Genomic DNA, 13,780 nt, shown 5'->3' with positions numbered 1-13,780 from the left:
TTGTTTTAACGGTCGCCATAACTGCTAAACCAGTCGCGTTAATATCGGTCTTAGATAGGACACAATTCTTATATTAGTCAAAATTAATTCAGGTTTCATCCAAAGAAAGGCCATATGTTCAGTAAAATCTAAGCTGATTGCCGGTCTAGTAACGAATGCCTGTGTGCTATACACTAAACGCGTGTACACCTGATTTTTAGCCTTGTCAAAGGTGGCATCTTCCCAAATAACGCGCTCAGTTTGAACTTTCAAACCAGTCTCTTCCCAACACTCGCGTTTGGCCGCTACTTGCGGTAATTCATTAGCTAATGCACACCCACCGGGCAGATCCCAATAGCTGGCATCAACATTCGGCCGCCCACGCTCGAACTGATTGCGTTTTAAAATTAAAACGTCGTGCCCAGCAGTCACTAAAGTATGCGCAATAATTTGAACCATTTGAATTCACCTCACCTTGATAAGTCGTACGAATTAACAGCTATTATATTTCGTTTAACCACAAATAAAAAGTCTTAACACTGGCAACACCAGTTATTAAGACTTTCAATTCAAGTTTCATTATTCAGTTTCTGGCCGTAACCGACTTAACGACAAAATAGTCGCCAGCGCCACACAGCCGACAACTGTTAGACTGGCGGCACCCGTCGTTAGCGCGTGCGGCTTAATAAAATGCTGTTTTATCACGACTTGTAAGTACGCGTGCCGCTTAGCCGTCACCCGGCCTGTTAACGGACTGTAATTGGCCGCCATGACACCGTACTGGACGGACGTCTGACCAGTGTTTTTAATCGCTAATCGTAGTTTACCCGCCGCTATCAATGGATAATTCAAAGTGGTCAGCTCATTTGCCGAGCCCCGCCACCGTTTGACAATATGCGCCCCCTTAGTCAAGGTAATTGTTACGCGCCCATGCGTCGCAACTGGCTTCAATCGTAAAACATTACTCTTACCACTAACGGCTAACGGCGTAGTAACAGTATGACCCGGTCTAATTTTTTGAACCGTGGACACAACATAACGCCCATTGCCCTGATTGCCACGTACTACATCAGTAATCCGCGTCGCCTGACTCGTCTGCCACAAACTGACCACACTGATTGCCGCCAATACGACGACCAACCACGTCAGTTGGCGCCGCATTACTCGGTTAAGGTGCCACACCGGTAACTCACGGCCACCCACAATACTGAGGAACATCAATCCCGGTAATAGTGGCAACGCATAGCGCCCTTCTACTTCCCAAAGTCCGACATGAAAAGCCGTTAAACCGAGAATTGCCAGAGCAACGAACGTCACAATCCACTCGCGCCGCTTCATCAAAGCCACGATTGCTTGCACTAACATCGTTAAATAAATCGTTTGCGTCATTAGAACCAGCCAGAATTGAAGCTGGCGCTGATGATTCAAATACCAGCGGGGCGCACGAATCCACTGGGTGGTCAACTTAAAGCTATCAAAATCGCCAGTCGCCCAGAAGACCCGCATCTTTTTGAGTAAATGTACGAGGGTCCCCGTAACACCCATCTGATGTAACCGCTGTTGAATCATTTGCTGGGTCTGTTGTCGCTTGGCCGCCGCAGTTGGCATCTGGTTAACGCGCGCAAAATCGTCATGTCGGTACTCACCCGAGCTTTGAGGGTTCAAGCTCATCGCAATCCAGCTGGTTGCCGGTAAGGCGGCATCAGCTTGGCGCGTATAACTCGCTTGCTGTTGGGCAGTCCGCATCACCGCAACCATCACCCCGAGTGTCATCACTAAACTGACGAGCCAGCCTAACATTTGCCGACCACTGAATTGTCGTTGCCTCCACAAGATGACTCCCATCAATACGAGAGTGAGCCAGAGCACAATTAGATTAGTCTTCATCACCACGCCCACGGCCACCAATAACCCATCACCAATCAAAACGCCCCAACGACGCCAGCCGGTTAAGCTTAGTCCGAGTGTGAGCAAGGCCAAGCTGTCTGGAAGTAGTGGCAAAACGAGGGCGTCCGTGTATGCAAATAGTCCAAATGCGGCCACGGGAACACTGACGAGCCACAACAAACTAAATGAGACCGCCCCCGGTTGCCAGTAACGCCAACGGTTTAGTAAATATAACCCACTGATTAGTCCGGTATCGATCCAGATAAATCGGATGACATTTAATAATACCCAGGGCGTCTGCGTCAGTTTCAATAATGGCTTGAGCAGATTCGCAACTAATAACGTAAAATTCACATTATTGGGATAAATCATAAAATAATGTTGCCAATGATGGCTGCCCCGCGCTAATAACAGTGCCTGCTGCCGAACGAAAAACGGGTCGGCCCGCGCCACGTCCACAAAACTAGTGGCAATCAGCATTTGCACGATGGCGATTAAGCCGACCAGCCCAATCAACAGCCAACGATACTGACGAGATGATAACTGTTTGAGCACCTGCCGGCCAGCCATCGTCATGACCAATAATCCCAGAACCATGGCTAATTGAACGATCGGTGACGCCCAGTCCGGGTTGCCGAAGAAGTGAATCGGTTGCAACCACGCCATACCGACTGCGACGACCAATACCGCGGCCGCCAGCCAATTGACGCTCTTAACCACGGCCTTCATCCGTGCACCCGTTGCGAATTTACAATAGCTGGCTGTTGAGTTGCTGTATAATCATCCGTTTCAATAATATAGCGGGGCCGGTGCTTGACTTCCGCAAAAATTTTTCCTACATACTCGCCAACAATACTAATACCAATCAATTGCATCCCACCTAAAAACCATAGACTTGTCATGAGTGAGGACCAGCCACTCGTTGCGGTCCCTAGTAATCCTTGTATTAACGCATATAGCATCATCATCAAGCTACCGCCACTAATCACCATGCCGAACAATAAAATTACTTTAATTGGTGCGATTGAAAATGACGTAATCCCATCAAAAGCAAAAGCCACCATCTTACGTAATGGATACTTTGAAACACCCGCAAAACGTGGTTGGCGATGATAATAAAGTTTAGTTGTTGGAAAACCTAGTCGTGGTACGATTCCACGCAAGAATAAATTGGTTTCCTCATAGGTTAACAGTGCCTGAACTGCCCGTTGACTTAGCAATCGAAAATCGGCGTGATTAGGTACTAATTGCACACCAATACGCTTCATTAGCCGATAAAAGCCGTCCGCGGTCCATCGTTTGAAAGCTGAATCACTACTACGATCATTGCGGACACCTAATACAATATCACTACCAGCACGATAGCGTGCCACCATTTCTGGGATCACCTGTGGATCATCTTGCAAATCAGCATCAATCGTAATGACCATCTCAGCAGTCGGACTGGCGACCTGCATCCCAGCCATCAACGCGTTTTGGTGACCGAAATTACGACTAAACTTAAGACCCGTCACGGTTGAGTACTGTTTTTCCAACGACTTAATCAGTTTCCAAGTCTTATCTTGACTACCATCGTCAACAAATAATAACTTACTCTCTTCACTGACCTGTTTGTGCTGAATCAACTTCGTCAAGATACCATCCAAGACTTGCGCAGACTTAGGTAACATCGCTTCTTCATTGTAGCAAGGCACAATAATGGTTAACCGTGGATTTTGCATGCTAATTCCCCCATGTGGTTCAAATAATTTCACAAAATAAGATATTTAATACTCGTTATTCAGTATAGTCATCGCTTAATCTCAACAGTAGTTGCTTCAATGAAACAACATCTGAAAAAAATTCAGCTTATTTTCATTAATACTACTTGGTTATCTTACAGTCTCCCCATATACTTGCACCTATGATGACTTGAAAAATCTGCTAAAAACCCGAACAAACAATGTCAAAATCTAATCCTTTTCAATTTATCGGTTAATAATCATTTTAGGTTCATCAACATACGATTAGCTCAAACAATGGTTAGTAATTGAGCGATCTAATGATTAAATTGATAGTACCAATATCTTCCTCGCAGTTCAAACAAATCAACAGTTTTGACGGAGATCATTAACCAATTGTCCGAACTCATAATTAACTTTAATACTTAAAAGAATCGTTAGTGTTAGCGCTGATTAAAACAAAAATTGCCAACAATTTTATCTGCTCTTACGATTACAACACTAAATTAATGAATAACCGCACCACTCTCAACCATAATTTCGAATCCATTCTCCTCACTAGAATTTTTTTGCAGTCATTTATCCGCCAGCAAATCGCAACTGCTATAAATCAAAATTATTACTATTTCTGAGAATTATTCAGGAGGTTTTCAATTAGTCTAAGGGGTAGGCTTCCCAACGATTCGATATGATAATAAGGAAAGTGAGGTAATTAATATGACATTAATCATGACAATTCTGTTCCATCTCAATACTGTATTGCCGCAGCTTATTAATAGTATGGGCCAATGGATCTACGGTGGTCTATTTCTCATTATTTTTATTGAGACTGGCCTCGTTATTTTCCCGTTTTTACCCGGGGATTCCATCCTCTTTCTCTGCGGATCCTTGGCAGCCTTGCCAACCCACCCACTCAATTTCTGGGTTCTGACTAGTACCCTAATTGCTGCAGCCGTGCTCGGCGATAGCTGTAACTTTGAAATTGGCAAGCGTTTTGGCACTCATGTCTTAAGCAGTCCGCGTCTCAGTCGTTGGATCAAGCCAAAGTACCTCCAAGAATCACAAACCTTTTTTGCCCGTCATGGTAGTCTTGCAATTTTCCTTGGGCGCTTTGTACCAATCATTCGGACATTGATTCCATTTACTGCGGGAATAAGTGCAATGCATTACCCCACCTTTGTCCGATATAATCTACTAGGTGGTATTGCTTGGATTTCAATCGCAATCGGTACCGGTTTTCTTTTCGGTAACATCAGCATTGTACAACAAAATTTCGAACTAATGATGCTGTTAATCGTCATAATTTCTTTGGCTCCTGTTGGGATTGGTTTACTAAAACGGCGTTCAGTCGAATCATAAAAACGGCTTATTCTGAAACGTTAGGCTACTTAAAATAACTTAGTTTCAACCATTCTAATTCATTAATCATTGTAAAAAGGCATTCCGTGTCGGAATGCCTTTTTACATGTGCTGCCTGTTCTATACCAAAATAGGTTCATTAGTCTATACCATGCTATTAGTTGTATCATATCCACTCTTGTTACATCGTTTAATTTTGACTAGCTCATCGCTACAACGGACCTAATCAGACAATACCAGAAGCACACTATGTAATATTTATTTAATTTTTAAAAAATTAAGTTCTTTTTTGCACCCACCGATTATTCTTGAACCCGATGACAAACCCACAAAATTCAATTGCCTGTCCTCACAGCAAAACATCTATTGACAACTATAAATCCAGTCCTAATTTTGGCGGCTGCGTCAACCTCATTCGGCATACAATTCATCCAAATGGACCGCTAGCTCAACAATCTTCGTACTGATTACAACAAACTGAAACTTCGACTAGACAATAATAGACCCGAGATATTCATCAACACATCAACAAGTAAAAACAATCAAACGTCATTTTCGAATTTCATCATCCGAGAACGCATTCAATTGTTCTGAATTAAATTGCTATAATTAATTTTCAAAAACATGATTCTCGCCTATACAATTGGCCATTAAATTACCGTTCATCCTTACTAATATAAATTGGCCGCCTTTTTGATTCCAAATAGCTTTTACTAATATATTTACCAACAATCCCTAGGCAGAAGAGTTGCAAGCCTCCTAGCATCAAAATAATTGCGACTAATGACGGCCAGCCACCGGTTCGATCACCAAATAACCAGGCACGCCCCACAATAAAAACTAATGCACTAATAGCTATTATAAATGAAACGATACCTAACAACGATGCCATGACTAGCGGCTTATCTGAAAAATCAATTACGCCGTCAATTGAATAATTGATCAAATTCCAAAATGACCAGTGAGTCGCGCCGGCCACACGTTCCTGATTTTCATAACTTAAATACTTCGTCCGAAATCCAATCCAACTGAACAAACCTTTTGAAAAGCGATTATACTCTGGCATATCTAGTACTGCATCCACAACCTGTCGCGTCATCATGCGGTAATCTCGAGCGCCTTGTTCAATCTTAGTCGTTGAAATTTGGTTGATAAACCAGTAAAACAACCGTGAACACAACGAACGGATTAGGGGCTCGCCCTGACGATTTAGTCGTTTAGTGCCAATAACATCATACTGTTCCGTTAACACGCCACTCATCATCTGCGGTAACAATGCTGGTGGATCTTGTAAATCAACATCCATAACGACCACTAGATCGCCCGTAGCGTGTTGCAAACCAGCATATAGTGCGGCTTTCTTACCGAAGTTCCGCGAAAACGAGACGTAATGAACATGGTCTGAATCTTCATGAACGAGTTGTTGTAATGTCATTAATGTTTCGTCCGTTGCACCATCGTCAATGAACCAATATTCTAACTGGTACTGGGGCCAAAGCGGCTGAATTTTGGTTAGATAAACTTGCTGAACAGCCTTGTAAAATAAGGGGATCGTTGTTTGTTCATTATAACAGGGAACAATAATTGAAATCTTTTTCATTTACTGGATACTCCTTTATATACCTCAATGATGCCACTGGGATAACCGCATCAAATAATCTTGTACGTAAACATGCCACCGGCCATACCACGCCTTTGCTTGATACCAGCAACCACTTGCTAATAACCAACTACCAATTGTGTCTGAAGCATAGTGATCTCGTAGATAGACGCGTGAAATCATCACAATTAGTATCCAAACTATACCCAATCCAATCAGACTAATTCGTTTAAAATTTGAGGTTACGAATTGCAACCCAATCGCTAATAAAATCGTTACTAACAAGATAGTGCCAAATACATGTCCACTTGGGAAACTATAACCACTATCTATCACTAGTGGTTGGGCTGGTCGTGGCCGATGAACTAAACATTTGAGCCCTAACGCTAACACATCACCGCCAAGCAATGTGCTGAGGGCTAATAAACCTAAGGTACGATGATGACTCAGATATAACCAACCACTGAATATGACAATGATTACTACTGAGACTGCTGGACTAGCCATTAATGCGACTATTTTAAAAACACGCGTTAAACTTGACGTATCTGTGCACACCCAACTATGAAAAATAGCGTTATCTATATTTTGAATGACAGCCGCATTTAATCCTACTAAAATTGCCAAGAAACCAAAAGCACCCCAATAGGACCAAGCAATTATGGTTTCATTCTTATTTCGCGCTAACACATTCTTCACTCCTCTTATATTAAATATAAACATTAATGTCTATTTTGATTTAAAGCTCATTTTTTCTTACTAAAAATCGGTCAATCTTCCTAACTGGTTTAACGCTTTGACGGCCAAATCATTATCCGCCATTAAACTAAATGCCCAACCTAATTTATTTGGCACCAGATTATGGTTATCGTATGATAAGCAGCCAACTCATCATCAATTAATTGACGCGACCTTATAATACTTTTGACAAACGATCCCCAACTGAAATGAAGCTACCTTGGATTTTCCTCAGAAATTGGTCTAGAAATCGAGCATTGCTTACAGTGCTCATTGCTGAACTGCCGACCTTAATGTGGTCGTTTGTAGTGCACTATTAATGCTAAGTAACCGCATCCCGAGATAACTAGAATAACCCATCCAACTACCAGGCCTAACTTGACAATGTTAGTTGTTGCAAGAATCGCCAACTGACTAATAAAAGTTAATATGTTAATCACCCCAATCTTCATTAGTTCAAATTGTACACAGTCAACGATGCTCGAAAAAGTACTAGCAAATCAGAACTTTCTTAGTTTTTCTCATTAATCATCTGACAACTATTCTGAGAAACTTTCAGAAGGCTTTCAGGTTCACTAAGGTCCATTTTTTCACAAAATTGCTTATACTAAAGATTGAACATTAATAAAACAATGAATTTATAAAATACATCATTTCAAGGAGCCCTTTATATGCCAAAAATTTTATTGGTTGATGATGAAGCGAGTGTCATTGACTTTCTACAACAAGAACTGGCCTTTGAAGGCTACACCGTCCTAACTGCCATGGATGGACAAGCAGCTTTTGCGATCTATCAGCAAAACCAAGATGAGCTCGATTTAATTATTTTAGATTGGATGCTACCTAAAATGGATGGTTTGGAAGTACTCCGGCGCATACGCAAACATGATACAATTCCGGTCATTATGATGACTGCCCGAGATTACGTCAGCGATAAAGTTGCCGGTTTGGACGGTGGTGCCGATGATTACATTACGAAGCCCTTTGATACTGAAGAATTGCTTGCCCGAGTACGCGTTGTTTTACGGCACGCTGACCAACAACAAAACTTACAGGCTGTATACAAATTTGCCGATTTAGAGTTAAATACTAAGTCCCGCCAAGTTAAACGTAACCACCAACTCGTTCAACTCACTCAGCGTGAATATGAACTCTTACTAACGTTGATTAAAAATGCACCCACTACGTTTACCCGTGATGAATTGTTAGACCAAGTTTGGGGCGTTAATTTTGAAGGTCAACCCAATATCGTCGATGTCTATATTCGCTATTTATGTCATAAAGTTGATACAGACGCCCGCCGAAAATTGATTCATACTGTCCGCGGAGTTGGCTACTGTCTGCGAGATGATGCTCATGCGTAATTTTAGCGGTCATTCCAATGCTGCCCAGATTACCCGAACATTTAGCGGCATGATTTTACTGATTATTCTCTTGACAGGTATTTCAATTGCGGGTGTCGTCGGTTACCGTTTAACTAAAAATCGGATGAATGATGCTGAAATTCTCATATCCAGTTTAAAACGTTCGTTTATTGATGATGCACCCGACTGGCACCAATGGAAAATGAATAGTCCAATTGATACTAAAGATACTTACGTTAAAGTCAGTACTAAAATTCCCAATCAAAAACATCAAATCTTCTATTCACCGAATACACGCAAATTCTTAGATGCCAAAGAATGGCAGGCTCCCGGCTTCAGGAATATTCGTTACCGTGATGGCTTTGGTTTCTTTTACCGTTCTGGAGCTGAAAGTCGTCATATTTACTATGAGACCTGGACAAGTCTTCACGACGTCATTCATATTTTTCGTTTGATATTAGAAGACTTATTACTGGTTATTATTACTGGTAGTATTCTGGGCTATCTGATTACCGCCTGGCTGGCTCACCGACTCAACCGACCGTTAGCAGCGCTGACCCACGCTGCCGCCCAAATTAATCATACTGAAAACGTCTCCTATCATGAGGCATTGCCCGTTCCTATCGAACCAGCAGAGGTTCATGATCTCGGTGTTGAGATCAATCAATTGTTACAATCACTCAATGAACAAGTCTTACGTGATCACCAATTTGTAGCAGACGCATCACACGAGTTACGAACCCCCCTTACAGCCATTCGGGGACATATTAGTTTGATTAATCGACGTGGAGAACAACACCCAGAAATTATTTCCCGATCATTAGAATTCATTGATCACGAATCGGCTCGAATGCAGGGGCTTGTTGAAAATCTATTACAACTATCTCGCATGGATCATGCCGAGGCGACCCTAAGTTATCAAAGCGTTGACACAGTTATCCGTGAAACGGTTACTAATTATGAAACAAGCTTGCCACAAACCATCGACATGGCATTGACTCCAACGAGCGCCTACTTCAATAGTGCCAATTTACAACAGATTTTAATTGCCTTACTCAGTAATGCTAGTAAGTACTCACCGCAAAGTGGCACAATTCAAGTAACTGTTTTAGAACAAAACGACCAACCGACGATTACTATCGCTGATCAAGGCATTGGTATCAGTGATGTGGATAAAAATCACGTTTTTGAACGCTTTTATCGCGTTGATCAAGCACGCTCACAAGCAATTCCTGGAACCGGCTTGGGTCTAGCAATCGTTGCCCGGCTCACTGAACTTAACCAAGCCCAAATTAGCGTTAGTGACAACCAGCCCCATGGTACGATTTTTACGATTCATTTAGCACGACAACTCAAGTCACCAGCATAAAAACATCACTTACAACCAGTTGATAGGCCTAATAAAGATACCAGTTATGACACGCTCCCTGGAAAAGTAAATTGACGGTTGCTCAAATAATCTTTAAAATAAAATAACGGTCACTTTTACGAACCAACTAATCGATTATTTTATGATTTACAATGAGGAGAATGCACATGGCACAAATTTATATTGCTAGTCCCTTTTTTAGTCCGGAACAAGTCACTCGGGTCAAACAATTAGAAGAAGCCCTCGTTCAAAACCCAACTGTTACTGATTTTTACTCTCCCCGCTTGCACCAAGATGCGCAGGCCGAACAGTTTACCAAGACTTGGGCGACCGAAATTTTTCACCGTGACATGGCCCAAATCGCAGCCGCGCAAGTCATCGTGACTGTCTTAGACTTTGAAGCCAAAAACTTAGATTCTGGTACCGCCTACGAGCTAGGTGTGGCCACCATGCGCGACTTGCCCATCATCGCCTTGCAAGAAAAAGATGAGGCCGTCAACCTGATGATTACCGAAAGTTTACACTGGTATACCAAACAAGTGAGTGATTTTGAAACTTACGACTTCCAACAATTGCCCCAAGGCGACTTTGTCGGTGAAATTTTATAATAAAAAACGAAGCCAGACTTTCGACTACTATCGAAAGTCTGGCTTCATATTTTGTAGTTCTTAACTTTGCTTACCAGCGGGCCCCAATCGTCTGTTGCCAAGCAAAGTACGAGGTGCCCTTTGTCAATGCTTCAAATTGATCAGCCGTCAAATTGGGCCAGTCGATGTCACTGGTTGCCAATTGTAACGAATCGGTTAAGTGAAGATGAAAGTCGGTGATCCAAGCCAACAGCGGTTTCAACACTGACAAATCAGTATTTAACATCTGATAAGTAGCGGTATCGCTGGTCAACGTCACCGCCAATGTGTAACGGGCCTTCATTCGTACGCCATTACCAAGTTGCCGCACGATTGAGCGATACAATCCCAGCTCGACGTCCGTGATGACTGTGGGTATTGGCGCCAAGGTTTGAAAGACTGTGCCGCGCTCATCGGCCAAACTCAGCCGACTAGGCGTGATCGTCAAACGCCCATGAGCAGCCGCGCCCTCATTCAACGCTTTCAAGATAAACGGCGTCTTTTTGCGCGCGGTCGAATACTTGTGATCATTTAAAACAATCGTCATATAAGCTGGTTGGTGCGTAATATTTTCTGCAATGTTCGTCACTGCAACTGGCATTGGTCTTTGCATGTGATGATCTCCCTTGTTGATCTGCTTCTCTCTACGGTCGATTATACACTAACGACTCAACCAACGTAGCGACTTAATAATCGCCTTAGACCGTCACTGAATCCACGTGCTCAGCAACGGCCTGAGCAGCCGCGATTCGACCAAACGTAAAGATATCACTAAGCGAGTTACCACCTAGCCGGTTACCCGCATGAATTCCGCCAGCTACTTCCCCCGCCGCGTATAGACCGTCGATAATCTGACCGTCCGTATTTAAAACGTGAGCATCCGGATCAATCTTCAAGCCCCCCATCGTGTGGTGGGTTGCTGGTTTACGCGGCGTTGCGTAAAATGGTGCCACGGCAACTTTCAAATCAAAGGCCGTCTTATGGAATTCAGGATCCTCGCCGGCATCAACATAACGATTGTAGTCCGCAATCGTCTTTGTTAAGGCCGCCGGGTCCATGCCAATTTGTAGCGCTAAATCGGTCAACGTATCAGCACGGAATAAGGTCCCATTCGCCACCTGCTGGTCAATTTTAGCTTGTGTCGTGTTGTAAGCCGTCTTTTTGATTTCATTATCGGCAATTAGATAGAAGAGACTCCCATTATCAATGGCCGCCTGAGTTAACTCATCACGACTGCCGTACTCATTGACGAACCGTTTTCCTTGCTGGTTTACCATCACAAAGTTAGCCGGTGGCACTTGGAGCCCACTGAATAATTCGCCGGTCTCCGGATCAGATACCGGCATCATTTGTGAGAAGCCCATCCCAACTAATGCTGCACCAACACTAGTTCCTAGCCGAATTCCATCACCAGTCATTGCGGGTGAATTAGTCGTCTTGACATCATCGTCGATGGCCGTCCAGTACGTATTGTACTTTTGTAACATTTTAGTATTCGCCGCGAAACCACCAGAAGCTAAAATCACCGCATCAGCATGGACAATAACTTTCTCATGAGCCGCATTAGTCGCAATGACGCCACGAACTTGCCCATCCGTCACCAGTAATTCTTGCACCGGCGTTTCCATCATAATCGTACCACCCTGTTGTTCAACAAAGGCTCGTAAAGTCTTAATGTAAGCAAAACCTAAATCGCCCATTGGCTTATGCCCGCGCCGCCAGATGGCTCCAACTGGCATTGTCACTTGACTTTCATCAAATTTCACACCAATCGATTGTAACCACTTGACTGAGTCCAGGGCGTTATCCGTCAATTCTTTTACCAAATCATACTGACCGTAAATCTCTTGACCATTCAAATCAGTCCGTTGACCACCTAAATAAGTTTGAATCCGATGTAACAAGGTTGAATCAAATAAGGTGCCCTTTTGATCGGTGTTGGCAGTCAAGTATGCTTCAATCTGCTGTTTCAATTTACGGAAATCAGCCCGATATTCAGGTGCAATCGTCCTTTCATCACGCTCACTCAGATCCTTCAACGTTTGCTTTTCACCTGGCAAAGCTGCAAACTGCCGTTGCCAGTCTGGATCAGCCGCATTCATCGGCCCACCAGCACGAACGGTATTACCACCGACAGCTGGAAATTTTTCTAGGACAACGGTTTGATGACCAGCCTGTAACACTTTGGCCGCTGCCGTCAAACCAGCCCCACCAGCACCGACCACTATAACATCAGTCGTCACTTCTTTGACCGCTGATTGGACTGTTTGCTTAGTCGCACGCCGTTTCTTCAAATCATCGGGATTGGCGCCAGCTTCTTTAACCGCACGGGCGACCCCGTCGATAACCCCATGACTAGTAATTGATGCCCCAGAAATCGCATCAACAGCTAGCGTTTGCCCCGCGATAATTTCCTTAGGAATGCGTTCAAAGGCAACATCGGCAATCCCCTGCGTTTCACTACTGGTATCAATTTCGATATTTTCAATCCGGTCAGCGGAGAGGGTCACCCGCATTGGCAATTCACCATTATGACCAGTGGCCGTTACTTGATACGTTCCAGGGGCAAAGCTCAAGGCTTCTGGTGCGCGCATCTCGGCCACAATAGTTGCAAATTTCTGAAATTTTGCAAAACAACTATCAAGGAAATCGACAGTACCCTGAACCTTTAAGTTACCCTGATCATCAAAAGCCGTTTGAGCCCGACCTAATAAGAATTCCGAACCAGGCATAACACTGGCGTTAACGCCGGGAGCATCCAAAATTTGGCGCAGATGTAGTTGCGCGCGCGATGAGCCTTGAACGCTGTATGAAGCGCCAACAATCATCACCGCTTGACCATCTAATGGGTGAATTTTGAATGATAACCACTCAATAATGCTTTTCAATGCAGATGGTACGGAATGATTGTGTTCCGGTGAGGCAATGATAACCCCGTCAGCGGCCGCAATTTTGGTGGCAAAGTTTTGAATGATGGTACTGTCAGTTTGATCGTTCGATTCATCAAACATTGGGACATCAGTCAATTCTAAGATTTCGATTTCGGCCTGCGCCGCAAAATGTCGTTGCATAAATTCCAGCAACATCCGATTATACGAATGCTGAGCATTCGTCCCAACAATTCCAACAAATTTCAT

The 13,780-nt window shown here is 43.5% G+C and carries 11 protein-coding genes; 4 read left to right on the top strand and 7 right to left on the bottom strand.

What is annotated here, in order from left to right; all coding sequences use genetic code 11:
- Window positions 1-24 precede the first annotated feature (24 nt).
- The 3 genes from RXV91_RS07765 to RXV91_RS07755 form a co-directional block, all read right to left on the bottom strand.
- Window positions 25-438, bottom strand: coding sequence for an NUDIX hydrolase (locus RXV91_RS07765; protein WP_316439406.1), 414 nt, complete (start codon window positions 436-438; stop codon window positions 25-27).
- 120 nt (window positions 439-558) lie between these two features.
- Window positions 559-2,595, bottom strand: coding sequence for a hypothetical protein (locus RXV91_RS07760; protein WP_316439405.1), 2,037 nt, complete (start codon window positions 2,593-2,595; stop codon window positions 559-561).
- Complete coding sequence (locus tag RXV91_RS07755) at window positions 2,592-3,587, bottom strand: glycosyltransferase family 2 protein (protein WP_316439404.1); 996 nt, start codon at window positions 3,585-3,587, stop codon at window positions 2,592-2,594. The genes RXV91_RS07760 and RXV91_RS07755 overlap by 4 nt, the downstream gene beginning before the upstream one ends.
- Window positions 3,588-4,304: 717 nt before the next feature.
- Here RXV91_RS07755 and RXV91_RS07750 point away from each other — a divergent pair.
- Complete coding sequence (locus RXV91_RS07750; RefSeq protein ID WP_316439403.1) at window positions 4,305-4,946, top strand: VTT domain-containing protein; 642 nt, start codon at window positions 4,305-4,307, stop codon at window positions 4,944-4,946.
- 655 nt (window positions 4,947-5,601) lie between these two features.
- Here RXV91_RS07750 and RXV91_RS07745 read toward each other — a convergent pair.
- Entirely contained in the window at window positions 5,602-6,546 is a 945-nt protein-coding gene (locus tag RXV91_RS07745) for a glycosyltransferase family 2 protein (RefSeq protein ID WP_316439402.1), read from the bottom strand.
- 24 nt (window positions 6,547-6,570) lie between these two features.
- Window positions 6,571-7,236 (bottom strand): phosphatase PAP2 family protein, encoded by a 666-nt coding sequence (locus RXV91_RS07740; protein WP_316439401.1) that lies wholly within the window; start codon window positions 7,234-7,236, stop codon window positions 6,571-6,573.
- Between the two features lie 719 nt (window positions 7,237-7,955).
- On the opposite strand from RXV91_RS07740, the gene RXV91_RS07735 reads away from it, so the two are divergent.
- The 3 genes from RXV91_RS07735 to RXV91_RS07725 all read left to right on the top strand — a co-directional run bounded on the left by RXV91_RS07735 (window position 7,956) and on the right by RXV91_RS07725 (window position 10,625).
- On the top strand, window positions 7,956-8,648 hold the full coding sequence (locus RXV91_RS07735) for a response regulator transcription factor (protein WP_316439400.1): 693 nt from the start codon (window positions 7,956-7,958) through the stop codon (window positions 8,646-8,648).
- Window positions 8,641-10,017: a HAMP domain-containing sensor histidine kinase gene (locus RXV91_RS07730; RefSeq protein ID WP_316439399.1), complete on the top strand. Its 1,377-nt coding sequence runs from the start codon at window positions 8,641-8,643 to the stop codon at window positions 10,015-10,017. The genes RXV91_RS07735 and RXV91_RS07730 overlap by 8 nt, the downstream gene beginning before the upstream one ends.
- A 167-nt stretch (window positions 10,018-10,184) precedes the next feature.
- A complete protein-coding gene (locus tag RXV91_RS07725) occupies window positions 10,185-10,625 on the top strand; it encodes a nucleoside 2-deoxyribosyltransferase (protein ID WP_316439398.1) in 441 nt (146 codons plus the stop codon).
- Between the two features lie 70 nt (window positions 10,626-10,695).
- On the opposite strand, the gene RXV91_RS07720 is transcribed toward RXV91_RS07725, so the two are convergent.
- Together RXV91_RS07720 and RXV91_RS07715 are read right to left on the bottom strand one after the other, a co-directional pair.
- Complete coding sequence (locus RXV91_RS07720) at window positions 10,696-11,256, bottom strand: hypothetical protein (RefSeq protein ID WP_316439397.1); 561 nt, start codon at window positions 11,254-11,256, stop codon at window positions 10,696-10,698.
- 85 nt (window positions 11,257-11,341) lie between these two features.
- A complete protein-coding gene (locus RXV91_RS07715) occupies window positions 11,342-13,780 on the bottom strand; it encodes a flavocytochrome c (RefSeq protein ID WP_316439396.1) in 2,439 nt (812 codons plus the stop codon).

Origin of the sequence: Lactiplantibacillus sp. DA1, assembly GCF_032681335.1 — a bacterium.
Taxonomy (GTDB): Bacteria; Bacillota; Bacilli; order Lactobacillales; family Lactobacillaceae; genus Lactiplantibacillus.
Note: the sequence above shows the minus strand (reverse complement) of the source record. Positions and strands in the feature narration are given on the sequence as shown.

Excerpts from the sequence above, each read along its gene's own strand:
- RXV91_RS07765 (WP_316439406.1), bottom strand. The coding sequence starts at position 438 with ATGGTTCAAATTATTGCGCATACTTTAGTGACTGCTGGGCACGACGTT.
- RXV91_RS07760 (WP_316439405.1), bottom strand. The coding sequence starts at position 2,595 with ATGAAGGCCGTGGTTAAGAGCGTCAATTGGCTGGCGGCCGCGGTATTG.
- RXV91_RS07725 (WP_316439398.1), top strand. The coding sequence starts at position 10,185 with ATGGCACAAATTTATATTGCTAGTCCCTTTTTTAGTCCGGAACAAGTC.
- RXV91_RS07730 (WP_316439399.1), top strand. The coding sequence starts at position 8,641 with ATGCGTAATTTTAGCGGTCATTCCAATGCTGCCCAGATTACCCGAACA.
- RXV91_RS07755 (WP_316439404.1), bottom strand. The coding sequence starts at position 3,587 with ATGCAAAATCCACGGTTAACCATTATTGTGCCTTGCTACAATGAAGAA.
- RXV91_RS07750 (WP_316439403.1), top strand. The coding sequence starts at position 4,305 with ATGACATTAATCATGACAATTCTGTTCCATCTCAATACTGTATTGCCG.
- RXV91_RS07720 (WP_316439397.1), bottom strand. The coding sequence starts at position 11,256 with ATGCAAAGACCAATGCCAGTTGCAGTGACGAACATTGCAGAAAATATT.
- RXV91_RS07745 (WP_316439402.1), bottom strand. The coding sequence starts at position 6,546 with ATGAAAAAGATTTCAATTATTGTTCCCTGTTATAATGAACAAACAACG.
- RXV91_RS07735 (WP_316439400.1), top strand. The coding sequence starts at position 7,956 with ATGCCAAAAATTTTATTGGTTGATGATGAAGCGAGTGTCATTGACTTT.
- RXV91_RS07715 (WP_316439396.1), bottom strand. The coding sequence starts at position 13,780 with ATGAAATTTGTTGGAATTGTTGGGACGAATGCTCAGCATTCGTATAAT.